Origin of the sequence: Streptomyces spirodelae (assembly GCF_017676385.1) — a bacterium.
Classification (GTDB): Bacteria; Actinomycetota; Actinomycetes; order Streptomycetales; family Streptomycetaceae; genus Streptomyces; species Streptomyces spirodelae.
Genome location: NZ_JAFFZN010000007.1, coordinates 209981 through 233638, shown reverse-complemented (window position 1 = coordinate 233638; position 23658 = coordinate 209981). Strand labels below are relative to the sequence as shown.

At 71.0% G+C, this 23658-nt stretch carries 18 protein-coding genes; 6 read left to right on the top strand and 12 right to left on the bottom strand.

Going from position 1 to position 23658, the window contains the following annotated elements:
• Positions 1-27: 27 nt before the first annotated feature.
• From JW592_RS10800 to JW592_RS10790, 3 genes are all read right to left on the bottom strand, one after another.
• Positions 28-285, bottom strand: coding sequence for an acyl-CoA carboxylase epsilon subunit (locus JW592_RS10800; protein WP_209264741.1), 258 nt, complete (start codon positions 283-285; stop codon positions 28-30).
• Positions 286-296: 11 nt separating this feature from the next.
• A complete protein-coding gene (locus JW592_RS10795; RefSeq protein WP_229375605.1) occupies positions 297-1937 on the bottom strand; it encodes an acyl-CoA carboxylase subunit beta in 1641 nt (546 codons plus the stop codon).
• A gap of 270 nt (positions 1938-2207) precedes the next feature.
• Complete coding sequence (locus JW592_RS10790) at positions 2208-3710, bottom strand: cytosine permease (RefSeq protein ID WP_209264740.1); 1503 nt, start codon at positions 3708-3710, stop codon at positions 2208-2210.
• A gap of 183 nt (positions 3711-3893) precedes the next feature.
• Here JW592_RS10790 and ureA point away from each other — a divergent pair, with 183 nt between their 5' ends.
• The 4 genes from ureA (at position 3894) to JW592_RS10770 (ending at position 8095) form a co-directional block, all read left to right on the top strand.
• The gene (ureA, locus tag JW592_RS10785) at positions 3894-4625 is read left to right on the top strand and encodes an urease subunit gamma (RefSeq protein ID WP_209264739.1); all 732 of its coding nucleotides are present in this window, start codon (positions 3894-3896) and stop codon (positions 4623-4625) included.
• Positions 4622-6325 carry an urease subunit alpha gene (locus JW592_RS10780; protein ID WP_209264738.1) on the top strand — a complete coding sequence of 568 codons (1704 nt, stop codon included), beginning with the start codon at positions 4622-4624 and terminating at the stop codon, positions 6323-6325. Before ureA ends, JW592_RS10780 begins: the two co-directional genes overlap by 4 nt.
• 40 nt (positions 6326-6365) lie before the next feature.
• Positions 6366-7406, top strand: a complete 1041-nt coding sequence (locus JW592_RS10775; RefSeq protein ID WP_229375604.1) for an agmatine deiminase family protein — start codon at positions 6366-6368, stop codon at positions 7404-7406.
• Between the two features lie 140 nt (positions 7407-7546).
• Entirely contained in the window at positions 7547-8095 is a 549-nt protein-coding gene (locus JW592_RS10770) for a TetR/AcrR family transcriptional regulator (protein ID WP_229375679.1), read from the top strand.
• Positions 8096-8152: 57 nt separating this feature from the next.
• Here JW592_RS10770 and cimA read toward each other — a convergent pair whose 3' ends face one another.
• The 4 genes from cimA to JW592_RS10750 all read right to left on the bottom strand — a co-directional run bounded on the left by cimA (position 8153) and on the right by JW592_RS10750 (position 14240).
• A complete protein-coding gene (cimA, locus tag JW592_RS10765) occupies positions 8153-9757 on the bottom strand; it encodes a citramalate synthase (protein ID WP_209264736.1) in 1605 nt (534 codons plus the stop codon).
• Positions 9758-10066: 309 nt separating this feature from the next.
• Positions 10067-11713, bottom strand: coding sequence for an alkaline phosphatase D family protein (locus JW592_RS10760; protein WP_209264735.1), 1647 nt, complete (start codon positions 11711-11713; stop codon positions 10067-10069).
• Positions 11714-11879: 166 nt separating this feature from the next.
• Positions 11880-12986: a branched-chain amino acid aminotransferase gene (locus JW592_RS10755; RefSeq protein ID WP_209264734.1), complete on the bottom strand. Its 1107-nt coding sequence runs from the start codon at positions 12984-12986 to the stop codon at positions 11880-11882.
• Positions 12987-13172: 186 nt separating this feature from the next.
• Complete coding sequence (locus JW592_RS10750; protein ID WP_209264733.1) at positions 13173-14240, bottom strand: 3-isopropylmalate dehydrogenase; 1068 nt, start codon at positions 14238-14240, stop codon at positions 13173-13175.
• Positions 14241-14368: 128 nt separating this feature from the next.
• Here JW592_RS10750 and JW592_RS10745 point away from each other — a divergent pair, with 128 nt between their 5' ends.
• Positions 14369-15964 carry a purple acid phosphatase family protein gene (locus JW592_RS10745; protein WP_209264732.1) on the top strand — a complete coding sequence of 532 codons (1596 nt, stop codon included), beginning with the start codon at positions 14369-14371 and terminating at the stop codon, positions 15962-15964.
• A gap of 239 nt (positions 15965-16203) precedes the next feature.
• Here JW592_RS10745 and JW592_RS33175 read toward each other — a convergent pair whose 3' ends face one another.
• The 3 genes from JW592_RS33175 to JW592_RS10735 form a co-directional block, all read right to left on the bottom strand.
• On the bottom strand, positions 16204-16332 hold the full coding sequence (locus JW592_RS33175) for a hypothetical protein (RefSeq protein WP_019355765.1): 129 nt from the start codon (positions 16330-16332) through the stop codon (positions 16204-16206).
• Between the two features lie 317 nt (positions 16333-16649).
• Entirely contained in the window at positions 16650-18281 is a 1632-nt protein-coding gene (gene pruA / locus JW592_RS10740) for an L-glutamate gamma-semialdehyde dehydrogenase (protein WP_209264731.1), read from the bottom strand.
• A 45-nt stretch (positions 18282-18326) separates the two neighbouring features.
• Positions 18327-19253, bottom strand: a complete 927-nt coding sequence (locus JW592_RS10735; RefSeq protein ID WP_209264730.1) for a proline dehydrogenase family protein — start codon at positions 19251-19253, stop codon at positions 18327-18329.
• A gap of 235 nt (positions 19254-19488) precedes the next feature.
• Here JW592_RS10735 and JW592_RS10730 point away from each other — a divergent pair, with 235 nt between their 5' ends.
• Positions 19489-20691 carry a PucR family transcriptional regulator gene (locus tag JW592_RS10730; protein WP_209264729.1) on the top strand — a complete coding sequence of 401 codons (1203 nt, stop codon included), beginning with the start codon at positions 19489-19491 and terminating at the stop codon, positions 20689-20691.
• A 127-nt stretch (positions 20692-20818) separates the two neighbouring features.
• On the opposite strand, the gene serA is transcribed toward JW592_RS10730, so the two are convergent.
• On the bottom strand, positions 20819-22408 hold the full coding sequence (gene serA, locus JW592_RS10725) for a phosphoglycerate dehydrogenase (RefSeq protein WP_209264728.1): 1590 nt from the start codon (positions 22406-22408) through the stop codon (positions 20819-20821).
• 189 nt (positions 22409-22597) lie between these two features.
• Positions 22598-23596, bottom strand: a complete 999-nt coding sequence (gene ilvC / locus JW592_RS10720; protein ID WP_209264727.1) for a ketol-acid reductoisomerase — start codon at positions 23594-23596, stop codon at positions 22598-22600.
• Between the last annotated feature and the right edge of the window lie 62 nt (positions 23597-23658).

Genomic DNA, 23658 nt, shown 5'->3' with positions numbered 1-23658 from the left:
CTTCCTCGGGGCGCGGGGCTCTTTCTGTCAGCCCTGCCAGCTGTGGGGGGCGCGGAAGCCGTGCTGGCGTTCCAGCCGGCGCCACCCCGCCTTGCTGGGGCGCCCACGGCGGGCGGTCGTCCGCGTTTCACCGTCCCGCGTGGTGGCAGCAGCGCGGGCCAGCAGCAGCGCGGTGACCGCGGCCAGCTCCTCCGCGTTCGCCTGCCCCTTCTCGACGCGGACCACGCTGTTCGCCTCGTCGCTCAACGGGCCCGTACTGCCAGGCTCCTTCGGGGTCTGAAACATCTGTGCTCCCATCACTGCGGGGGGTTGCCGTGCTTGCGCGACGGCAGGTCGGCGTGCTTGCTGCGCAGCATCGCGAGGGACCGGATGAGCACCTCGCGGGTCTCGGCCGGGTCGATGACGTCGTCCACCAGGCCGCGCTCGGCGGCGTAGTAGGGGTGCATCAGCTCGGCCTTGTACTCCTTGACCATGCGGGCGCGCATGGCCTCGGGGTCGTCGGCCGCCGCGATCTGCTTGCGGAAGATGACGTTGGCGGCGCCCTCGGCGCCCATCACCGCGATCTCGTTGGTGGGCCAGGCGAAGGTCAGGTCGGCGCCGATGGACTGGCTGTCCATCACGATGTACGCACCGCCGTATGCCTTGCGCAGGACGACGGAGATCCGCGGCACCGTGGCGTTGCAGTAGGCGTACAGCAGCTTGGCACCGTGCCGGATGATGCCGCCGTGCTCCTGGTCGACGCCGGGGAGGAAGCCCGGCACGTCCAGCAGGGTGAGGATCGGGATGTTGAAGGCGTCGCACATCTGCACGAAGCGGGCCGCCTTCTCGCTGGCCTCGATGTCCAGCACCCCGGCGAGCGACTGCGGCTGGTTGGCGACGATGCCGACGACCTCGCCGTCCATCCGCGCCAGGGCGCAGATGATGTTGGTCGCCCAGCGCTCGTGCACCTCCAGGAAGTCGCCGTCGTCGACGAGTTCCTCGATGACCTTGCGCATGTCGTACGGCCGGTTGCCGTCGGCGGGCACCAGGTCCAGCAGCGCCTCGCCGCGCCGGTCGGCCGGGTCGGCCGTCGGCTCCGCCGGCGGGTTCTCGCGGTTGTTCTGCGGCAGCAGGGAGAGGAGGTAGCGGACCTCCTCCAGGCAGGTCTCCTCGTCGTCGTAGGCGAAGTGCGCCACGCCCGAGGTCGCCGCGTGCACATCGGCGCCGCCCAGGCCGTCCTGGCTCACCTCGGCACCGGTCACCGCCTGCACCACGTCGGGTCCGGTGATGAACATCTGCGAGGTGTCGCGGACCATGAAGACGAAGTCGGTCAGCGCCGGGCTGTAGGCCGCGCCGCCCGCACACGGGCCGAGCATCACGCTGATCTGCGGGATGACGCCGGAGGCCCTGGTGTTGCGCTGGAAGATGCCGCCGTAGCCGGCCAGCGCCGCGACGCCCTCCTGGATACGGGCTCCGGCGCCGTCGTTGAGGGAGACCAGCGGCGCTCCGGCCGCGATCGCCTTGTCCATCAGTTTGTGGATCTTGGTGGCGTGGGCCTCGCCCAGCGCCCCGCCGAAGATCCGGAAGTCGTGTGCGTAGACGAAGACGGTCCGGCCGTGCACGGTGCCCCAGCCGGTGATCACGCCGTCGGTGTACGGCTTCTTCTCCTCCAGCCCGAAGCCCGTGGCACGGTGCCTGCGCAGCGGCTCGATCTCGCGGAAGCTGCCCTCGTCCAGGAGCAGGTCGATCCGCTCTCTGGCGGTCAGCTTTCCCTTGGCGTGCTGCGCCTCGGTCGCCCGCTCGCTGGGCCCCTGGTACGCCTGGGCACGGATCGCGTGCAGTTCGGCCACGCGCCCGCGGGTGTCCTGTGCGGGGACGGAGCCGGGCGAGCCGGGAGCCCCGGGATCAGCCTGGTCGGCCTGCGCGGTCCGGGGCGACGGCTGGGACAGATCGGTCATGTATAGACCCTACGAAACCACAGCGCCGATCACCGTCGTCAGATTCGTACAGTCTCCGCGGCACTTTCATGGCAGCGCTGGACAGAACCGTTGGGGGGCGGGGCCTGGGCAGAGGGAAACCCTCTCATTACACGGGGAGGGGGCTGTGGGAATTCCACAGCCCCCTCCGCCGACTGTTCGTGTCGCCGACCGCCGGTGTTGGCGTGGAGGCCACCCACCGTAGGGGTGGCGCGGCCGGGACGGTCCCTCGGGATTGCCAGGACGCGCCCTTCACGACCTCGGGGCGACCGCCGGACCGTGCGCGTCGCCGCCTGCCGCCGCCGGAGCGGGCGCGGCCGGGTCGGCGGACTCTGCAGGCCCGTTGGAAGCCGCGGCCGCCGCAGGGAAGAGCGCCGTCTTCTCGCCCGCCGTCACCACGAGGAAGGCGGCGGCCGTCACCGCTGACGAGAGCAGGAAGCTCAGGTCGAAGCCGCCCAGCCGGGGGACGAGGGGGCCGGTGTACAGAGGGGTGTCGACGGCCAGCAGGCCGACGGCGGAGCCGATGGCCCAGGCGAGCGTCGCCCGGAGGTTCCAGCCCGCGGTGTACCAGTAACGGCCGCCGACGGAGCGGCGGTTGAGCACCTGGAGCGCTTCGGTGTCGTAGGCACCACGGCAGCGCACATGCCCGATCAGCACGAGCACGGCCCAGGGCGCGCCAACGGCGGTCAGCAACAGGACGAAGGCGGTCATCGCGTCCTGTGCGTCCCATACGAAGTGGCCGAGGTAGACCAGTGCCGTGGACACTGCCGCGACGGTGAAGGTGGCCTTGGACCTGGTCGTGCGCGGAACGATGGCGTCCAGGTCGAGCCCCATCGAGTAGAGCATCAGCCCCGCGTTGCCGATCGAGCCGAGCGAGGCGGCCAGCAGCAGCGGCACCAGGAACCAGAACGGCGCCTGCGCGACCAGCGGTCCCGCGTAGTCGGTGGCGGCGTCCACGGCGACGGCGGTGAAGGTGCCGAAGAGTTGGGGGATCAGCAGTCCGGCGACCAGCCCGAGGCAGGTGGTCAGGTAGACGCGGCGCGAGGAGTGCCGCGCCGGAGACATGTAGCGGGTGTAGTCGCCCAGCAGGGTGATGAAGGCGATCGGTCCGCTGAGTCCGGCCGCGACGACGGACAGCAGCCAGGTCGTCCAGAAGTCGCCGAGCAGGTACTCGGCCCCGGCCGGTGCCTGGGTGGTGAAGTGCGGCGCGTACGCGAACAGCCCCACGACCAGCAGCGTGGTCATGCCGATGGCGAGCGCCCGGCTCAGCCGCAGCAGCAGCTTGTAGCCGTAGACCGCGCACACGGCGGTGCACACGGCGAGCACCGCGTAGACGATCGCGTAGCCGGCCGCCGAGTCGGGCATCCCGAACAGCCGGGCGAGCGAGCCGACCATGGCGTCGCCCCCGACCCAGAGGGTGAGCGCGGTGTAGCCGAGCGAGAGCAGCAGCCCGATCGCCGAACCGAGCAGTCTCCCGCGTACGCCGAACTGGGCGCCGCTGCTGGTCGAGAGGTTGGTGGCGGTGCGCAGCGAGACCAGCGCGAGCGGCGCGACCAGCACCGTGCCGACCAGGGTGCCGACCAGCAGTGAGGAGACGGCGGGCCAGAAGCCCAGCCCGAAGGAGACCGGCAACCAGCCGAAGATGACGACGCCGAGCGCCAGGTTCGATCCGATGAGAAAGCTGACGATGTCGCGCGGACGGCCGGTGCGCTCGGCCTCCGGGATCACATCGACGCCGTGCTGCTCGATCTGCATGGTGCTCCCTGTCGGGGTGTGGCCGGCATTTGGTTTGAGCAGCGCTCAATCTGAAGCATCAGGGGCAGCGGGGTCAATGGGTGGATACGAAGACTTGACTATTTGAGTGATGCTCTAAATGCTGGCCGAGTACGCGGCAAGACACGACGAACGCATTCACCACGACCGGAAGGTGGGAGAGCCGTGCGGCTGGGGCCGACCGAACGGGACCGCCTGCTGATCTTCGGCACGGCCGAGCTGGCACGGACCAGAAGAGCCCGCGGACTGCGGCTCAACGTGCCGGAGGCCACGGCGCTCATCGCCGACACCGTCTGCGAGGCCGCCCGTGACGGGCGCAGGCTCGGCGAGGCGATCGAGGCGGGGCGCGCCGTGCTGGGCCCCGACGACGTACTGCCCGGCGTGGCCGAGGTGCTCACCGAGGTCCAGGTGGAGGCCGTCTTCGAGGACGGCTCCCGGCTCGCGGTGATCTCCTCCCCCATCGCCGCCTCCGGGACCGGGCAGGGCCCCGGCGCCGTGCTGCCCGCCGGCGAGGAGGAGGGCACCGACGCGGCGTACGCACAGGTGGAGCCCACGGTCTCGCTGACCGTGCGCAACACCGCCGAGGTGCCGGTCAGCGTCACCTCGCACTTCCACTTCTTCGAGGCCAACCCCCGGCTTGCCTTCGACCGGGCCGCCGCCTACGGGATGCGGCTCGCCGTGCCCGCCGGCTCGTCGGTGCGCTTCGATCCGGGCGGCACCGCCGAGGTGGGGCTCGTCCCGCTGGGCGGCGAGAGGGTGGCCATCGGCTTCGCCGGTCTGGTGGACGGTCCGCTGGACGCGCCCGGAGCCCGCGAGGAGGCTCTGCGGCGCGCGGCGGCCTGCGGCTATCTGGGCGCCGGGGCAGAAAGCGGCCGGGCCGGAGAGGGAGAGGCATGAGCGTGGACGCACACGAGTACGCGGCCGTACACGGACCGCGCGCGGGCGACCGGGTACGGCTGGGCGACACCGGGCTCGTCGTCCGCGTCGAGTCCGACTCCCAGCAGCCGGGGAACGAGTTCCTGGCCGGATTCGGCAAGACGGCCCGCGACGGGCTCCACCTCAAGGCGGCGGCCGTCCGCGACACCTGCGACGTGGTGATCAGCAATGTGCTGGTCATCGACGCCGTGCAGGGCGTACGCAAGGTGTCCATCGGCATCCGCGAGGGCCGCATCCACGCGATCGGCCGGGCCGGCAACCCGGACACGGTGGACGGCGTGGACGTCGTCGTGGGCACCGGCACCTCGATCGTCTCCGGCGAGGGGCTGATCGCCACGGCAGGCGCCGTCGACACCCATGTCCATCTGCTCTCGCCGCGCATCATGGAGGCTTCGCTCTCCTCCGGCGTCACCACGATCATCGGCCAGGAGTTCGGCCCGGTGTGGGGCGTGGGCGTCAACTCGCCCTGGGCGCTGGGACACGCGTTCTCCGCTTTCGACGCCTGGCCGGTCAACATCGGCTTCCTGGGCCGCGGCTCCTCCTCGCACCCGGCACCGCTGGTCGAGGCGCTGGCCGAGGGCGGCGCCTGCGGCTTCAAGGTGCACGAGGACATGGGAGCGCACCACCGGGCGCTGGACACCGCGCTGCGGGTGGCCGAGGAGTACGACGTACAGGTCGCGCTGCACAGCGACGGGCTGAACGAGGCGCTGGCCGTCGAGGACACCCTCGCGGTGCTGGAGGGCCGCACCATCCACGCCTTCCACATCGAGGGCTGCGGCGGCGGCCACGTGCCCAATGTGCTGCGGATGGCGGGGGTCCCCAACGTCATCGGCTCCTCCACCAACCCGACGCTGCCCTTCGGCCGGGACGCCGTCGCCGAGCACTACGGGATGATCGTCTCGGTGCACGACCTGAAGACCGACCTGCCCGGGGACGCGGCCATGGCCCGCGACCGGATCCGTGCGGGCACGATGGGTGCCGAGGACGTACTGCACGACCTGGGCGCCATCGGCATCACCTCCTCCGACGCGCAGGGCATGGGCCGCGCCGGCGAGACCGTGCGGCGTACGTTCCAGATGGCGGCCAAGCTCAAGGCGGAGCGGGGCGAACTGGAGGACGCGGCGCGCATCCGCGAAGCGGGTACGGACGACAACGCGCGCGTCCTGCGCTACATCGCCAAGCTCACCCTCAATCCGGCACTCGCACACGGCCTCTCGCACGAGATCGGTTCGCTGGAGCCGGGCAAGCTGGCCGACATCGTGCTGTGGCACCCGGCCTGGTTCGGCGCCAAGCCGCAGCTGGTCCTCAAGTCCGGCTTCCCCGCCTGGGGCGTCACCGGCGACCCCAACGCCGCCACCGACACCAGCGAACCCCTGGTGCTCGGCCCGCTGTTCGGGGCGCACGGCGGGACGCCCGCCGAGCTGTCCGTCGCCTTCGTCTCGCAGGCCGCCGTCGAGCGTGGCGGCGACACGCTGCCGACGCGCCGGCGCCGGGTCGCCGTACGCGGCACCCGCGGCATCGGCCCCGCCGACCTGGTGCACAACGCGCGGCTGGGCGCGGTGGAGGTCGACCAGCGCACCGGCCTGGTGACGCTGGACGGCGAGCCGCTGCGCTCGAAGGCGGCCGAGAGCGTCTCGCTCAACCGCCTCTACTTTCTCTGACCCCCCGATGACGCCCCCGACCCGCGAGGAATCGCCCCCCATGAGCAACCGCACGTCCGACGCCGCCGTCCCGCACATGCCGCCCGAGTGGGCGCCGCACGAGCGCACCTGGATGGCGTGGCCCGGTGCCAACCCGACGTTCGAGGACGCTCAGGTGCTGGCCGAGGCCCGTACCGCGTGGGCGTCGGTCGCCCATGCCGTACGCCGCTTCGAGCCGGTCACCATGGTGGCCGACCCCGGTGACGTGGCCGGGGCGCGCGCGCAGCTCGGTCCTCAGATCGAGGTCGTGGGGCAGCCGCTGGACGACGCGTGGATGCGCGACATCGGCCCGACCTTCGTCACCGAGGGCGACCGCCTGGCCGCCGTGGACTGGACGTTCAACGGCTGGGGCGCTCAGGCGTGGGCCCGCTGGGAGCGGGACGCGCTGATCGGCGCGTACGTCGCCGGGCAGGCGGGTGCCCCCGTGCGCTCCTCGCGGCTGGTCAACGAGGGCGGCGGCATCCATGTGGACGGCGAGGGCACGGTGCTGCTCACCGAGACAGTGCAGCTGGGCCCGGAGCGCAACCCCGGCTGGACGCACGAACAGGTCGAGGCGGAGGTGCACGCGCTGCTCGGCACCCGCAAGGCGATCTGGCTGCCACGCGGGCTGACCGCCGACTACGGCACCTACGGCACCCGCGGCCATGTCGACCTGGTGGCCGCCTTCGCCGCACCAGGCGTGGTCGTCGCGCACACCCAGCCCGACCCCGCCCATCCCGATCACGACGTGTGCGAGGAGACGGTGAAGCTGCTGCGCGCGGCCACCGACGCCAAGGGGAGGCAGCTGGAGGTCGTCGAGCTGCCGGCACCGACGGTGACGCACACCGAGGACGGCGAGCCGGTCGACTACAGCTACGTCAACCACTACCTGTGCAACGGCGGGGTCGTACTGTGCGGCTTCGGCGACCCGCGCGACGAGCACGCGGCCGGCATCTTCCGCCGCCTGTTCCCGCGCCGGACGGTCACGCTGGTGGACGCGCGTACGGTGTTCGCCGCCGGGGGCGGCATCCACTGCATCACCCAGCAGCAGCCCCGGGTGTGAGACGGCCCGGTTAGGCTGAACGGTCGGCGGCTCGCGGAGGGGCTTGGAGGAACACAGCGGTGGTCACAGAGGCGGAGGGCAGGCGCCGGCGGAGTCCCCGGCGCGCGGCGCAGCCCAAGGAGCAGGTGCTGGCCGCCGCCATGGAGATGATCGCCGAACGCGGTCTCGACCGGCTCACCATGGCCGCACTCGGCCGCGAGGTCGGTATGAGCAGCGGCCATCTCGTCTACTACTTCAAGACCAAGGACGAGCTGCTGTTGCAGACGCTCCAGTGGAGCGAGGAGCAGCTGGGAGCCGAGCGGCGCGCCGCGCTGGCCCGGCGGACACCGGCGCGCGAGCGGCTGGACGCACTGGTGGAGCTCTATCTGCCCCACGGCCACCGGGACCCGCACTGGGCGCTGTGGCTGGAGGTGTGGAACCGCTCGCAGTCCGGTGACGACGAGGTGCGGTCCCGTCAGCTCGAACTGGAACTGAGCTGGCACCGGGACCTGGTGGCGCTGCTGGTGGAGGGCATGGCGCAGGGAGAGTTCGGGCCGGTCGACGCCGACCGGTTCGCCACCCGCACCCGCGCGCTCCTGGACGGCTTCGGCACCCATCTTGTGGTGGGGCTGCCGGGGGTGGACCGCGAGCTGGTCCTGGGCCATCTGCGGGACCACTTCGACGAGTCCCTCACGCCGGGCGACGGCTGAGCTCCTGGTGCCCCGAAGGGGCGCGGGGAACCGCTCCCCCAGCCACCGCGGCCCTCGCTAGTCGTGCGCCTCGACTCCCGCCCGCAGCAGCCCGTACGTGTACCCGTCATCCAGCGCCTGCCAGGACGCGGCGATCACGTTGTCCCCCACCCCCACGGTCGTCCACTCCCCACTGCCGTCACTCATCGACAACAGCACCCGCGTCGTTGACGACGCCCCGTGCGCGCCCTCCAGGATGCGGACCTTGTAGTCGACGAGGTTCAGCTTCGCCAGTTCGGGGTGGATGCGCTCCAGGCCGGCCCGCAGAGCGCGGTCCAGCGCGTCCACGGGGCCGTTCCCCTCACCCGTGACGACGATGCGCTCGCCCTTGGCCCACAGCTTGACCGTCGCCTCGTTGACCTGCATCCCGTCGGGCCGCTGCTCGACGATGGCGCGCCAGGACTCGGCGCGGAAGAACCGGGGCGCGGTCCCCGTGGTTCCGCCGTGCACCTCGTCGCGGAGCAGCAGTTCGAACGAGGCGTCAGCGGCCTCGTACGTATACCCCTTGAGCTCCTGCTCCTTGACGCGCTCGACCACGCGCCCGACCAGTTCGCGGTCGCCGCTCAGGTCGTAGCCCAGCTCCTTGCCCTTGAGCTCGACGGAGGCGCGCCCCGCCATGTCGGAGACGAGCATCCGCATGGTGTTGCCCACGAGTTCGGGGTCGATGTGCTGGTAGAGGTCCGGATCGATCTTGATCGCGGAGGCGTGCAGCCCGCCCTTGTGCGCGAAAGCGGAGGTGCCGACGTAGGGCTGGTGGGTGGAGGGGGTCAGATTGACGACCTCGGCGATGGCGTGCGAGATCCGGGTGGTCTCGGCCAGCGCGCCCTCGGGCAGTACGCGCTTGTCGTACTTGAGCTCCAGTGCGGCGACGACGGGGAAGAGGTTGGCGTTGCCGACGCGCTCGCCGTAGCCGTTGGCCGTGCACTGCACATGGGTGGCGCCGCCGTCCACGGCGGCGAGTGTGTTGGCGACGGCGCAGCCGGTGTCGTCCTGCGCGTGGATGCCCAGCCGGGCCCCGGTGTCGGCGGCGACGGTGCGGACGACGGCCTGGATCTGTGCGGGGATCATGCCGCCATTGGTGTCGCAGAGCACCACTACGTCGGCGCCCGCCTCGTGTGCGGTGCGCACGACCTGCTTGGCGTAGCCGGGGTTGGCCTGGTAGCCGTCGAAGAAGTGCTCGCAGTCGACGAAGACCCTGCGGCCGTGCTCCCGCAGATGGCCGACCGTCTCGGCGATCATCGACAGGTTCTCCTCCAGCGTGGTGCGCAGAGCCAGCTCGACATGGCGGTCGTGCGCCTTGGCGACGAGGGTGACCACGGGCGCCCCGGAGTCGAGCAGCGCCTTGACCTGGGGGTCGATCTGCGCGGGTACGCCCGCTCTGCGGGTGGAGCCGAACGCGACGAGCTGCGCGTGCTGGAAGTCGATCTCCTTGGGGGCGCGGGCGAAGAACTCGGTGTCGCGCGGGTTGGCGCCCGGCCAGCCGCCCTCGATGAAGCCGACGCCGTACTCGTCCAGGTGGCGCGCGATGGTCAGCTTGTCGGCGACGGTCAGGTTGATGCCCTCGCGCTGTGCTCCGTCACGCAGGGTGGTGTCGAAGACGTGGAAACTGTCGTCGGGGGTCATGGCTGATGGCTCCTGCTGGGTTCAGTGGTTGCGGAAGGAAGCGCTCCACTTGCCCCCATCATCCCTCGCGCCTCCGCCTTCGGCCGGGTGGGCCGGAAAACGAAAAAACCCCTCGCGGGTGCGAGAGGTCTGCGCGCGGGTCTGGGGCACGGTGTCCGGCTGCCGAAGGGGTTCTGCCACGGCAGCCGGTCACTGCGGACCGGCGCGCCTGCTGCCAATAATCATGACGAACGAGGGCACGGGGGAAGTCTGGCACAACACCGCCCCCGCGCCCCCTTCCGTCTCACCATGCGGAAACAGCCCGACCGGTCACACCTGGTGCAGCCCCTGGTCACCGGCCCGGGTGACGAAGGAGGCGGCCGTGGAGACCGGGGCTCCCGGCTCGGTGACGACCGCCACCGTGCGGAAGTCGGCACGCGCCTGCCGCTTGTCCAGCCGCACGGTCACATAGCCGCGGTGGCCGTTGTAGAACTTCAGATGCGGGTTGGCGCCCATGTAGCTGTCCCAGTTGGCGGGCTTGTCCTCGCCGTTCCGGCCGCTGGTGACGGAGGTGGCCACGATCTCGGTGCCCACCGTGCGGGACTTCTGATCGCCGAAGTCGCGCTTGATGTCGTACGCGTACCCCCGGTGCACGTCCCCGGTGAGCACCATCAGGTTCTCCACTCCAGCGGCCTGGGCACCGGCCAGCAGCCGCTCGCGGGAGGCGGGGGCACCGTCCCAGGCGTCCATGCTGACCTTGTAGTCGGCGCCGCTGGTGCTGCGCCGCTCGGAGAAGGTGACCTGCTGGGGCACCACGTTCCACACGGCGTCCGAGGCCCGCCAGCCGTCGATCAGCCAGCGCTCCTGCGCGGCGCCGACCATGGTGCGGGACGCGTCGGTGGACTCGGGCCCCGGGTGGTGCCAGCCGTCGCCGTACGCCTGGTCGGAGCGGTACTGGCGGGTGTCGAGGATGTCGAACTGGGCGAGCTTGCCGAACCGCACCCTGCGGTAGAGCTGCATATCGGGGCCCTTGGGGCGCTGGGGTCTGCGCAGCGGCAGGTTCTCCCAGTACGCGCGGTAGGCGGCGGCCCTGCGCACCAGGAAGTCCTCCGAGGAGCTGCCGTCCTCGGGGATGTCGTCCGCGTAGTTGTTCTCCGTCTCGTGGTCGTCCCAGGTGACGAGGAACGGGTGCGCGGCGTGTGCGGCCCGCAGGTCCGGGTCCGACTTGTAGAGCGCGTACCGCAGCCGGTACTCCTCCAGCGAGACCGTCTCACGGTTGAAGTGGGCCGGCAGCTCCCGGTCGGTGTAGGCGCGGGCGCCGCCGTGCGCGTCGACGGCGTACTCGTACAGATAGTCGCCGAGGTGGAAGACCAGGTCCACGTCCTCGTCCGCGAGGTGCCGGTAGGCCGTGTAGTAGCCGTGGTGGTATGCCTGGCAGGAGACGGCGGCCAGTCGCAGCTCGTTCAGGTCGGCACCGGGCGCCGGTGCCGTACGAGTACGCCCCACGGGGCTGAGCCACCGGCCCACCCGGAAGCGGTAGTAGTAGACGCGGTCGGGACCGAGTCCCCCGGGCTCCACGTGCACCGCATGGTTCAGCTCGGGGTGCGCCGTGGCCGTGCCGCGGCGCACGATGCGGCGGAAGCGCCGGTCGTGTGCCAGTTCCCAGCGCACGGCGATCCGCGCCTTCGGCAGGCCGCCGCCGGGCTCGTACGGCTTGGGCGCGAGCCGGGTCCACAGCACCAGGGAGTCGGGCAGCGGGTCGCCGGAGGCGACGCCCAGGGTGAAGGGGTCGGCGCGGACCGCGGTGCGCGCGTCCGCCTCGGCCGCCTGGGCGCTGCCCGGAAGGTTGGTGGTGAAGGCGAGCGCAACGGCGGCGCCCGTGACGGTCAGCAAGCGGCGGCGGCCCAGTGCCGCCGCCGCTTGTCTGAGTTCGTGCTGAGTCTCCTGATCCTGCTGGGTCGTCCCATGACTCGGCATCTGGATCTCGGCCCTCCCGGGAGGCAGTCGATGACACCGTCATGACAGCGCTGCCGAAAGGCTCTTCAGCCACGGAAGTCCGACCGCTGCATGTCAGGTACATGTACGCGGCGTCGGTTCCGGGCTTACCGTGATACGCCCCACGATGTCCGTGAGGACCTACCCCTCAGGAACCCAGCGTGTGCATCCAGCCGTGCTTGTCTTCCGCCTGGCCGGTCTGGATCGCCAGCAGCGCCTCACGGAGCCTCATGGTGATCTCCCCCGCACCGCCGTCGCCGACCTTCCACTCGCCGCGCGCCGACTTCACCTCGCCGACCGGAGTGATCACCGCTGCCGTACCGCAGGCGAAGACCTCGCTGATCGAGCCGTCCGCGTTCCCCGCGCGCCACTCGTCGGTGGTGATCCGCGTCTCGCCCGTCTCGTACCCCAGGTCGGCGGCGATCCGCAGCAGCGAGTCCCGGGTGATGCCCGGCAGCAGCGTCCCGGTCAGCTCCGGGGTGACGATCCGCGCGTCAGCGCCGCTGCCGTGGACGAAGTAGAGGTTCATGCCGCCCATCTCCTCGATGTAGCGGCGCTCCACGGCGTCCAGCCAGACGACCTGGTCGCAGCCCTGCTCGGCGGCCTCGGCCTGGGCCACCAGCGAGGCGGCGTAGTTGCCCGCGCACTTGGCCTCCCCGGTACCGCCAGGGGCTGCCCGCACATACTCCTCGGACAGCCACACCGAGACGGGCTTGACGCCGCCGGGGAAGTAGGAGGCCGCCGGGGACGCTATGACCATGAACGTGTACTGGTTCGCCGGCCTGACGCCCAGGCCCACCTCGGTGGCGAACATGAACGGCCGCAGGTACAGCGACGCCTCGCCCCCGCCGGGCACCCACGCCTTGTCCTGGGTGACCAGCAGATCGCACGCCTCGATGAACGTCTCCACCGGCAGCTCGGGCATCGCCATCCGGCGCGCGCTGCGCTGGAAGCGGCGGGCGTTGGCGTCGGGACGGAACACCTTCACCGAGCCGTCCGGCTGCCGGTACGCCTTCAGCCCCTCGAAGATCGACTGCGCGTAGTGCAGCGTCATGTTCGCCGGGTCCAGCTGCAGCGGGGCGTAGGGCTGCAACCTGGCATCGTGCCAGCCCCGGCCCTCGGTCCACTGGATGGTGACCATGTGGTCGGTGAAATACCGCCCGAAACCGGGGTCGGCCAGTATCGCTTCGCGCTCGGCTGCGCCGAGGGGCTGAGCGGCGGGCTTGAGGTCGAATGCGATACGGGGCGTCGTCATGTCCGCGTCCTTAGCTAGTCGTTTGCGGACCAGCCACTTCCTCACGGGGTGGACGCCGAAGCGCCGGATGCTCCCTCCCGGGCGGTCCCACCCCCCGATTATCCCGCAGCGGTCAACCGCTGAGGGAAAGGGGTGGGAGAGGCGCGGGAAGGAGCCTGCGCGGCCGCCGCGGAACGCCGTGCGACGTCAGCCGGCCACCCGGGCTGCGAGAGCGTCGCCGATCTCGTCGGTGCTCCGTGCCGTCCCGGCGCTCCGCTCGGCGAGATCCGCCGAGACGGCCTCGTCGATCCGCTCGGCCTCGGCCTCGTAGCCCAGGTGCCGCAGCAGCAGCGCGGCGGAGAGCACCGTGGCGGTCGGGTCGGCCTTCCCCGTACCGGCGATGTCCGGCGCCGAGCCGTGCACCGGCTCGAACATGGACGGGAACTCGCGGGTGGGGTTGATGTTCCCGGAGGCGGCCAGGCCGATACCGCCGCTGACGGCGGCGGCCAGGTCGGTGATGATGTCGCCGAAGAGGTTGTCGGTGACGATCACGTCGAACCGGGCCGGGTCGGTCACCAGGAAGATGGTGGCCGCGTCCACGTGCAGATAGTCGGTGGTCACCTCGGGGTACTCGCGCCCGACCCGGTCGAAGGTGTCCTTCCACAGGTGACCGGCGTGCACCAGCACGTTGTTCTTGTGCACCAGCGTCAGCTTCTTGCCCGGACGCGACTGCGCCCGCGCGTACGCGTCGCGTACGACCCGCTCCACACCGAACGCGGTGTTGACGCTCACCTCGTTGGCGACCTCCTGCGGGGTGCCCTTGCGGACGCTGCCGCCGTTGCCGACGTAGAGCCCCTCGGTGCCCTCGCGGACGACGACGAAGTCGATCTCCGGGCGGCCCGCCAGCGGGGAGGTGGTGTTCGGGAAGAGCTTGGAGGGACGCAGGTTGACGAAGTGGTCGAAGGCGAAGCGCAGCTTCAGCAGCAGTCCGCGCTCCAGCACGCCGGAGGGGACCCCGGGGTCGCCGACGGCGCCGAGCAGGATCGCGTCGTGCGCCTTGAGCCGCTCCAGCTCCTCGTCGGTGAGGGTCTCACCCGTGGCGTGCCAGCGTTTGGCGCCGAGGTCGTACTCGTGCGTCTCCAGCTTGACGTCCTGCGGGAGGACGGCGGTGAGGACCTTGAGGCCCTGGGCGACGACCTCCGGGCCGATTCCGTCACCGGGAATCACAGCGAGGTCGATGGTGCGCTCCGTGCGGGGTGCCGTTCCTGAAGCCATGCGCGGACGATACTCCCCGTCCCAGGCTGTGACATAAAGCTGTCCGTATGACGGACGACGCATACCGTTCACGGCGTGTATCCGCCGGTGTCTTCCGGCAGTTGACACCCGCTGGGAGCTTGGTGTCCATGGCCGCGAACGACCTGCCCGACCTCGGCGTCCCCGCCCGCCTCGCCGCACGGATGAGTATGGCCGAACAACACGCGTACCTGCGCGCGAAGCTGACCCGGCGCGGAGTGCTGCGCGGCGGCGGACTGGCGGCCGCGGGCGCCGCCGGAGCCGGCGTCCTGGTGCTCGGCTCGGACGCGGCCCTCCGCCAGGGCGCCCGGCACACCGCCGGCCGCAGTCCTGAGCCGGTGCTGTCCCGCGCCATCGTGGACGGCAGGCACGTGGCACCGTTCGGCCGCCATCTGGCGTTCGGCGCGGACCCGAGGACGCAGATGCGGGTCTCCTGGCAGGTGCCGTTCGCGGTCCGGAAGCCGTATTTGCGGTTCGGGCCCAGGCCCTGGGAGCTGGAGGGCAGAGTGGCCGCCGAGGTACGCGCGCTGCACACCCCGTCGCTCCGCCGCCACCTGCCCGCCGTCGAGCAGCTCCATCTGCACGCCCGCCTGGACGGGCTGCGCCCGGGCACCACCTATTACTACGGCGTCGGCCACGAGGGCTTCGACCCCGCCTCGGCCGAACGCCTGGGCACCGTGGGCTCGTTCACCACCGCGCCGGACGGCGGCGGAGAGCCGTTCGTCTTCACCGCCTTCGGCGACCAGGGCGTCGGCCCGGACGCGCTCGCCACCAACCAGCTGCTGCTCGGCCAGAACCCGGCCTTCCATCTGCACGCGGGCGACATCTGCTACGCCGACGACACCGGGCACGGCAAGAAGTCCGACACCTACGACGCGCGGGTATGGGACCAGTACCTCGCCCAGACCGAGCCGGTCGCCTCCCGCGTGCCGTGGATGGTGACCACCGGCAACCACGACATGGAGGCGTGGTACTCCCCCGAGGGCTACGGCGGCCAGGCAGCCCGATGGTCCCTGCCCGGCAACGGCCCCGACCCGGCCAGAGCCCCGGGTGTCTACGCGTTCGAGTACGGGAACATCGGGGTCATCGCCCTCGACGCGAACGACGTCTCCTACGAGATCCCGGCCAACCTCGGCTACACGGACGGAGCGCAGACCAGGTGGCTGGAGCGGACACTGAAGCGGATGCGGGCCGCCCGAGGGATCGACTTCGTCGTCGTCTTCTTCCACCACTGCGCGTACTCGACCGCCACACACGGTTCGGACGGCGGCGTGCGCGACGCGTGGGTGACGCTGTTCGAACAGCACCACGTCGATCTGGTGATCAACGGGCACAACCATGTGTACGAGCGGACCGATCCGCTGCGGGGTGGTTCGCCGACCCGGGCGGTGCGGGTGGGCGATGCGACCGATCCCGTGCGGGACGGCACGGTGTACGTCACCGCCGGCGGGGCCGGGAGGGAGCTGTACGACTTCTCGGCGCCGGACAGCTATGAGGGGCACGTCGAGGAGCGGGACAGCGTTGCGGGTGTCCGCTGGATGAAGGGCGGGGCGTCGGAGCGGGGCCGGGTGGACTGGTCCCGGGTCCGCTACACGGGGTTCTCGTTCCTCGCGGTCGAGTGCCGGGGTGGGCGACGGCCGTCGCTCTCGGCGACAGCGCTGTCCGGCTCCGGCCGCCGCGTGGACCACTTCGTGGTGCGCCGCTGACCGGGGAGGGGCTGCCCCTGTCTGTCCGTTGCAGACTGCGGGCGCGTTGTGGTCGCTCGCGCCGCTCCCCGCGCCCCTGACGGGGCGCATCCTCCCGCTGTGCTTGGGAGGTCTGCTCCCCTGAGCTCTTCGAGCAGGGGGCACCCCCAGGCGCAGGGCCGGCAAGCGCAGCCCCCATTGCGGGGCACGCGAGCTGCCAAGGGCGACCTTTTGCAGCGGCTGGGCGCGCCCCGTAGAGGTCAGCGGCGGTCGAAGGCGCGCTGGAGGGCTTCGGCCGCCTTGCGGCGGTCCTCCTCACGGAGGCGGGCCGCAGCCCGCGAACGGCGGACGCGGGAGGCGGGGACGTGGGTGGCTGTGGGCGTGGCCATAGGAATGCAACTCCTTCTGCACGACGCGTGGACGCAAGGACGCAAGGAGAGATCTGCCGGACAGCCAACGGCGCGGGGACAACCGGTGCGGCAGGGATCACCTGCCTGGGACGCACGGGCGTCACATCCGCGAAGCGCTCGGTCGAGCGAGACGATCGGCTTCCTACAAAGATAGAAGCCGAGAGCCGTGATGTCTCGCCAATTAGTTGGGCTTCCTACTATCTGAGACGAGGCCCACACCGGAGAGGGACAAAAGAGAGCGGGCCCGGCCCCCTCCGGGGGCCGGGCCCTCATCGCACAAGGGCCACGCGGGGGCCTCAGCCCATGTGCGGGTACCGGTAGTCGGTCGGCGCGACCTGGGTCTCCTTGATCGCGCGCGGCGAGGACCAGCGGATCAGGTTGAACTTCGAGCCGGCCTTGTCGTTGGTGCCGGAGGCCCGGGCACCGCCGAAGGGCTGCTGCCCGACGATCGACCCGGTGGGCCGGTCGTTCAGGTAGAAGTTGCCCGCCGCGAACCGCAGCTTCTCCGAGGCCGCGGCCAGCACGGCGCGGTCCTTGGCGAGCACGGCACCGGTCAGCGCGTACGCCGAGGCCGACTCCATCTGGTCCAGCATCGCGTCCCAGTCCTCGTCCTCGTAGACGTGGACCGCGATGATCGGGCCGAAGTACTCGGTCTTGAAGACCTCGTTCTCCGGGTCGGAGCAGACGATGACCGTCGGCGAGACGAAGTAGCCGACGCTGTCGTCGCACGTACCGCCGACCAGGATCTCGCAGGTCGGGTCGGCCTTGGCACGCTCGATGGCGGCCTTGTTCTTGGCGAAGGCGCGGTCGTCGATGACGGCGCCGATGAAGTTGGACAGGTCTGTCACATCGCCGACGGCCAGCCCCTGCACCTCGGTGGCCAGCGCGTCCTTGAAACCGCCCTCCCAGATGGAGCGGGGCAGGTAGGCGCGGGACGCGGCCGAGCACTTCTGGCCCTGGTACTCGAAGGCGCCACGGGTGATGGCGGTCTTGAGTACGGCCTGGTCGGCCGAGGAGTGCGCGACGATGAAGTCCTTGCCGCCGGTCTCGCCGACGATGCGCGGGTAGGACTTGTAGCTGGAGATGTTCTCGCCGACGCTCTTCCACAGGTGCTGGAAGGTGGCCGTCGAGCCGGTGAAGTGGATACCGGCCAGCTCCGGGTGCGGGATCGCGACCTCGGAGACCTCCTTGCCGTCACCGGTGACCAGGTTGATGACGCCCTTGGGCAGCCCGGCCTCCTCCAGCAGCTCCATCAGCAGCACCGCGGAGTGGGTCTGGGTGGGGGACGGCTTCCAGACCACCACATTGCCCATCAGCGCCGGAGCGGTGGGCAGGTTGCCCGCGATGGCGGTGAAGTTGAACGGGGTGACCGCATAGACGAAGCCCTCCAGCGGGCGGTGGTCCATGCGGTTCCAGATCCCGTTGGGCTGGACGAGCGGCTGCTCGGTCATCAGCTCACGGGCGAAGTGCACATTGAAGCGCCAGAAGTCGATCAGCTCGCAGGGCGCGTCGATCTCGGCCTGCTGGGCCGTCTTGGACTGGCCGAGCATCGTGGAGGCGGCGATCGTCTCGCGCCAGGGCCCCGAGAGCAGCTCGGCGGCCTTGAGGATGATCGCGGCCCGGTCGTCGAAGGACATCGCACGCCAGGCCGGGGCCGCGGCGAGCGCCGCGTCGATGGCGTCCTGCGCGTCCTGCCGGGTGGCGGTCGCGAAGGTGCCCAGCACCTTCTGGTGGTTGTGCGGCTGCACGACGTCGACGCGCTCGCCGCCGCCCATGCGCTTGACGCCGTTGATGGTCATCGGCAGCTCACGGGGGTTGTCCGCCAGCTCCTTGAGCTTGGCCTCCAGGCGCGCACGCTCGGGGCTGCCGGGCGCGTAGGTGTGCACCGGCTCGTTGTACGGGGCGGGGACCTGGGTCACAGCGTCCACGGTTGCTCCTTGTGTCGGGTTCGGGCGGTCGGTGTTGCCGGCGTCTCAGCTGCGGGTTATCAGGGACCGCAGGAAGAAGGCCAGGTTCGCGGGGCGCTCCGCGAGGCGTCGCATGAAGTAGCCGTACCAGTCGGTGCCGTAGGGGACGTAGATACGCATCCGGTGCCCCTGCGCGACCAGTCGCTCCTGCTCGGCCCCGCGGATGCCGTACAGCATCTGGAATTCGTACTCGTCCCGCTTTCGACCGTAACGCTCGGCCAGATTCTGGGCGATGGCCACCATGCGGGGATCGTGGGAACCCACCATGGGGTAGCCGTTGCCGGCCATCAGGATCTTCAGGCAGCGCACATACGCCCGGTCGACCTCGCGTTTGTCCTGGTAGGCGACCTCGGCGGGCTCGTTGTACGCGCCCTTGACCAGGCGGACCCGGGAGCCCTCACCGGCCAGCGCGTGGCAGTCCTCCTCGGTGCGGAACAGATAGGACTGGAGCACGGCACCGGTACCGGGGAACCGCTCGCGCAGCTGCCCCAGAATGGCGAGCGTGGAGTCGACGGTGGTGTGGTCCTCCATGTCGAGGGTGACCGTCGTCCCCGCCGCGGTGGCTGCCTCGACGACGGGCAGCACGTTCTCCGCCGCCAGGTCGTGCCCGCCCGGGAGCGCCTGCCCGAAGGCGGAGAGCTTGACCGACATCTCGGCGTGCTCCGCGAGCCCGGCGCCGGCCAGCGCGTCGGTCAGCGCGAGGTAGGCATCACGGTTGCGGAGGGCTTCCGACCGGTCGGTGATGTCCTCGCCCAGATGGTCGATGGTGACCTGCATACCGCGCTCGGCGAGCGTCGCCACCGAGGCCAGACACTGATCGAGCTGCTCGCCCGCCACGAACCGGTCCACCATGGGGCGGGTCACCGGAGCGGCCGAGACGAGGCGGCGGATGCTGTCGCTGCGCGCGGCGGCGAGGAGCACGGGTCCCAGCACGGGGCACCTCCACGGATTGTTCTTGTCGGTGGCTCGATGGCGTGCGCGCAGCGAAGGCGTGACGCGGGAGCCACTAGAAAGTTAAGGATCGCGCCACGAGCCGGACCATCGACAGGTGTCACGCGTCCGTGGTCCGGCTCTCAGACACGTGTATGAGAATGGAGGGCGAACACCACCCCGAGCCGCCCCGCCCCGGCCCATACCAGCCCAGCTCAGCCCCCGAGGAGATCTGCCCATGCGCGAGGACTATCAGGCGCTGATCGACGAGGTCTCCCAGCTGCTGGGCACCCCCGCGACGCTGGAGGGCCGGGACTTCTCCCTGATCGCCTTCGGCGCGCACGAGGGCGCGGCCGACGGCGACGAGGAGCAGGTCACCGGCCTGGAGCTGGACGCGGTGCGGACCCGCACCATCCTTCAGCGGCGCTCCGCTCCGGCCGTGCGGGCCTTCTTCGAGAGCTACGGCATCGCCAGGGCGAGCGGCCCGGTACGTATCCCGCCCGACCCGGCCGCCGGGGTGGTGCACGGCAGGATCTGTCTGCCGGTGCGGGACCACGGGGTCGTGCACGGCTACATCTGGCTGCTGGACGACGGAGAACTGGAGCTGACCGATCCACGGCTGGCCGCCGCGATGGCCGTCGCCGACCGCACCGGTGCCCAGCTCGCAGCCGACGCCCGCTCCGAGGAGCGGACGGGCCGGTTCCTGCACGCCGCGCTCGCCGAACGCGGCGGCGCGGCACGGGAGGAGGCCGTCGCCGCACTGGCCGCCGCCGTCGGCGAGGCCGCGTCGGGGCCGCTGGTACTGGTTGCGGTGGTGCCGTGGCCGGAGGAAGAGGACCCGGGCGCGGGGCCGCTGCCCACCGCCCTCCCCCGGCTCGCGGCGCAGTGCGTACGCGACGGCGCACTGGCAGCGCTGGTACGGCTGCGCACTCCGCACGGCCTGGAGGCGGCCCGTACCGCGGCCGACCGGCTGCTGCGCTCGGCGGGCCGGGCCGCGACCGGCGAGGCCGCCGGCGGCGCGGGCCTCACGGCGGGGCTGAGCAGTCCGCGTACCGGCCTGACCGACCTGCCCGCGGCCTGGCACGAGGCCCGCGCCGCGGCGAGAGCCGCCTCAGCCGCGGCCGTACCGGGCGGCCTCGCCGAGTGGGACGCCATCGGCCCCTACCGGCTGCTCACCGGCATCCCCCGCGCGGCGGACTCCCTGCCCGACCCCGCCGTACGGGAACTGCTCCGCCCCGCTCACAGCGAACTGGCCCGCACAGCCGAGGTCTTCCTCGACTGCGCGGGCCAGGCAGGCCGGGCGGCGGCAGCGCTGGGCATCCACCGCCAGACCCTCTACTACCGCCTCTCCCGCGTCGAACGCCTCACCGGCCTCGACCTGGACGAAGGCGAAGACCGCCTCCTGCTGCACATGGCCTTGAAGACGGCCCGGCTGTTCTAGCGGGGCGCCCCATCAGGGGCGCGGGACTGTGTCGGATGTGCGGCTCCGCCGCGTGGGCGCGCGCAACCACAAACGGACCCGCATCCCGCAACCGACCGCCGTGGGCAGGCACCCCCTCACCGGAAACTCACTCCGTGAGGTTGACCGCCCGAGCATGGGTGGCCCCGATCTCCTCACCGATCTCCGTGAGGACAGTGGCGCCGATGGTGTCGTCCACCGTCAGCGCGACCAGTGCCTCGCCGCCCTCTTCCGCGCGGGAGACCTGCATGCCGGCGATGTTGATGCCCGCCTCGCCCAGGACGCGGCCGACGGTGCCGACGACGCCGGGGCGGTCGCTGTAGCGCAGGAACGCCATGTGGTCGGCGACCGCGAGGTCGACGCCGTGCTCGTTGATGGCGACGATCTTCTGCAGATGCTTGGGCCCGGCCAGCGTGCCGGAGGCGGAGACCTCCTCACCGCCTGCCAGGGTGCCGCGCACGGTCACCACATTGCGGTGCTCGGCGGACTCGCTGGAGGTGGTCAGCCGCACCTCGACGCCCCGCTCCTGCGCGAACAGCGGCGCGTTGACATAGGAGACCGTCTCGTCCACCACGTCCTCGAACACGCCCTTGAGCGCGGAGAGCTCCAGCACCTTCACATCGTGCTGGGTGATCTCGCCGTAGACCTCGACGTCCAGCCGGACGGCGACCTCGCCGGCCAGCGCGGTGAAGATCCGGCCCAGCTTCTCCGCGAGCGGCAGTGCCGGGCGCACGTCCTCGGCGATCACCCCGCCCTGGACGTTGACCGCGTCGGGCACCAGCTCGCCCGCCAGCGCCAGCCGCACCGACTTGGCGACCGCGATGCCCGCCTTCTCCTGCGCCTCACCGGTGGAGGCCCCCAGGTGCGGAGTGCACACCACCTGGTCGAAGGCGAACAGCGGGGAGTCGGTGCACGGCTCGGAGGCGTACACATCCAGGCCCGCGCCCGCCACGCGGCCCTCCTTGAGCGCCGAGGCCAGCGCCTCCTCGTCCACGATGCCGCCGCGCGCCGCGTTGACGATGCGCACGTTCGGCTTGACCTTGTGCAGCGCCTCGTCGCCGATGAGCCCCAGCGTCTCGGGGGTCTTCGGCAGGTGGACGGTGATGAAGTCCGCGACCTGGAGCAGCTCGTCCAGCGAGAGCAGCTTCACGCCCATCTGCGCGGCCCGCGCGGGCTGCACGAACGGGTCGTAGGCGACGACCTTCATCCCGAACGCCGACATGCGCTGCGCGACCAGCACCCCGATGCGGCCGAGGCCGACGACGCCGAGCGTCTTCTCGCTCAGCTCCACACCGGTGTACTTGCTGCGCTTCCACTCGCCGTTCTTGAGCGCGGTGTTGGCCTGCGGGATGTTGCGGGCCGTGGCGATGAGCAGGCCGCAGGCCAGCTCCGCTGCGGTGACGATGTTGGAGGTGGGGGCGTTGACCACCATCACGCCCGCCTTGGTGGCGGCGGGCACGTCCACGTTGTCGAGCCCGACACCGGCGCGGGCGACCACCTTGAGCTTCTTCGCCGCGGCGATGGCCTCGGCGTCGATCTTGGTGGCGGAGCGGACGAGGACGGCGTCCACCTCAGCGAGAGCGGGGAGGAGTTCGTCGCGATTGGCGCCGTCACAGTGCCGGATCTCGAAATCCGGGCCCAGCGCGTCGACGGTCGCGGGCGACAGCTCTTCGGCGATGAGTACTACGGGCTTGCTCACGTGGTCTCCACATTCTTGGGACGGCGCGTTTTCCCTGCGGGTTCCCTGCGGGGCGGCTGGGGAGGAGGCAGACGCACGACGCTGTGAGCCTGTGGCTCAGCAGTCTATCGGCGGGAGCTCATGGGCGTGGGCAATCGGTCCGTACGCGCGAGGGGCGGGACGGACCGATTGCCCACGACAGGGTGAGGGTTACTTCTCCTCGTCGACCCAGCTCATCAGGGAGCGCAGCTTCTTGCCCGTGTTGGCCAGCAGGCTGTCCTCGTCGGCCTTCTTGTACTCGTTGTACTTGGGCAGACCCGCGTTGTACTCGGCCATCCAGTTGTTGGCGAAGGAGCCGTCCTGGATCTCGCCGAGGATCTTCTTCATCTCGGCCCGCGTCTGGTCGTTGATCACGCGCGGACCCGAGACGTAGTCGCCCCACTCGGCGGTCTCGGAGACCGACCAGCGCATCTTCTCCAGGCCGCCCTCGTACATCAGGTCCACGATCAGCTTCAGCTCGTGGAGGCACTCGAAGTAGGCGATCTCCGGCTGGTAGCCGGCCTCGACCAGGGTGTCGAAGCCCGCCTTGACCAGCGCGGCCGTACCGCCGCACAGCACGGCCTGCTCACCGAACAGGTCGGTCTCGGTCTCCTCGGTGAAGGTGGTCTTGATGACGCCGGCCCGGGTGCCGCCGATGGCCTTGGCGTACGACAGCGCCAGCGCGAACGCGTTGCCACTGGCGTCCTGCTCGACGGCCGCGATGCACGGCACGCCACGCCCCTCCTCGTACTGGCGGCGGACCAGGTGGCCCGGGCCCTTGGGGGCGACCATGCACACGTCGACGGAGGCCGGGGGCTTGATGAAGCCGTAGCGGATGTTCAGGCCGTGGCCGAAGAAGAGCGCGTCGCCGTCCTTGAGGTGGGGGGCGACGGACTCCTCGTAGACCTTGGCCTGGACCGGGTCCGGGACCAGGATCATGATCACGTCCGCTTCCTGGACCGCCTCGGCGGGCGTGGTCACGCGCAGACCCTGCTCCTCGGCCTTGGCACGGGACTTCGAGCCCTCGTGCAGACCGACCCGGACGTCGACGCCCGAGTCGCGCAGGGACAGCGCGTGGGCGTGGCCCTGGCTGCCGTATCCGAGAACCGCGACCTTGCGGCCCTGGATGATGGACAGATCGGCGTCGTCGTCGTAGAACAGCTCGGCCACGGGGTGTTTCTCCTTGTACTCAGTCTTCGGTGTGGGCCCAACCTACGCGGCCGGGCTGACGG

Bases quoted from the DNA above. Each gene is read 5' to 3' on its own strand.
- JW592_RS10780 (WP_209264738.1), top strand. From the start codon at position 4,622: ATGAGCGTGGACGCACACGAGTACGCGGCCGTACACGGACCGCGCGCG.
- JW592_RS10775 (WP_229375604.1), top strand. From the start codon at position 6,366: ATGAGCAACCGCACGTCCGACGCCGCCGTCCCGCACATGCCGCCCGAG.
- JW592_RS10755 (WP_209264734.1), bottom strand. From the start codon at position 12,986: ATGACGACGCCCCGTATCGCATTCGACCTCAAGCCCGCCGCTCAGCCC.
- JW592_RS10745 (WP_209264732.1), top strand. From the start codon at position 14,369: ATGGCCGCGAACGACCTGCCCGACCTCGGCGTCCCCGCCCGCCTCGCC.
- JW592_RS10790 (WP_209264740.1), bottom strand. From the start codon at position 3,710: ATGCAGATCGAGCAGCACGGCGTCGATGTGATCCCGGAGGCCGAGCGC.
- cimA (WP_209264736.1), bottom strand. From the start codon at position 9,757: ATGACCCCCGACGACAGTTTCCACGTCTTCGACACCACCCTGCGTGAC.
- JW592_RS10770 (WP_229375679.1), top strand. From the start codon at position 7,547: ATGGAGATGATCGCCGAACGCGGTCTCGACCGGCTCACCATGGCCGCA.
- JW592_RS10800 (WP_209264741.1), bottom strand. From the start codon at position 285: ATGTTTCAGACCCCGAAGGAGCCTGGCAGTACGGGCCCGTTGAGCGAC.
- JW592_RS10750 (WP_209264733.1), bottom strand. From the start codon at position 14,240: ATGGCTTCAGGAACGGCACCCCGCACGGAGCGCACCATCGACCTCGCT.
- JW592_RS10730 (WP_209264729.1), top strand. From the start codon at position 19,489: ATGCGCGAGGACTATCAGGCGCTGATCGACGAGGTCTCCCAGCTGCTG.
- JW592_RS10760 (WP_209264735.1), bottom strand. From the start codon at position 11,713: ATGCCGAGTCATGGGACGACCCAGCAGGATCAGGAGACTCAGCACGAA.
- JW592_RS10795 (WP_229375605.1), bottom strand. From the start codon at position 1,937: ATGACCGATCTGTCCCAGCCGTCGCCCCGGACCGCGCAGGCCGACCAG.
- JW592_RS33175 (WP_019355765.1), bottom strand. From the start codon at position 16,332: ATGGCCACGCCCACAGCCACCCACGTCCCCGCCTCCCGCGTCCGCCGT.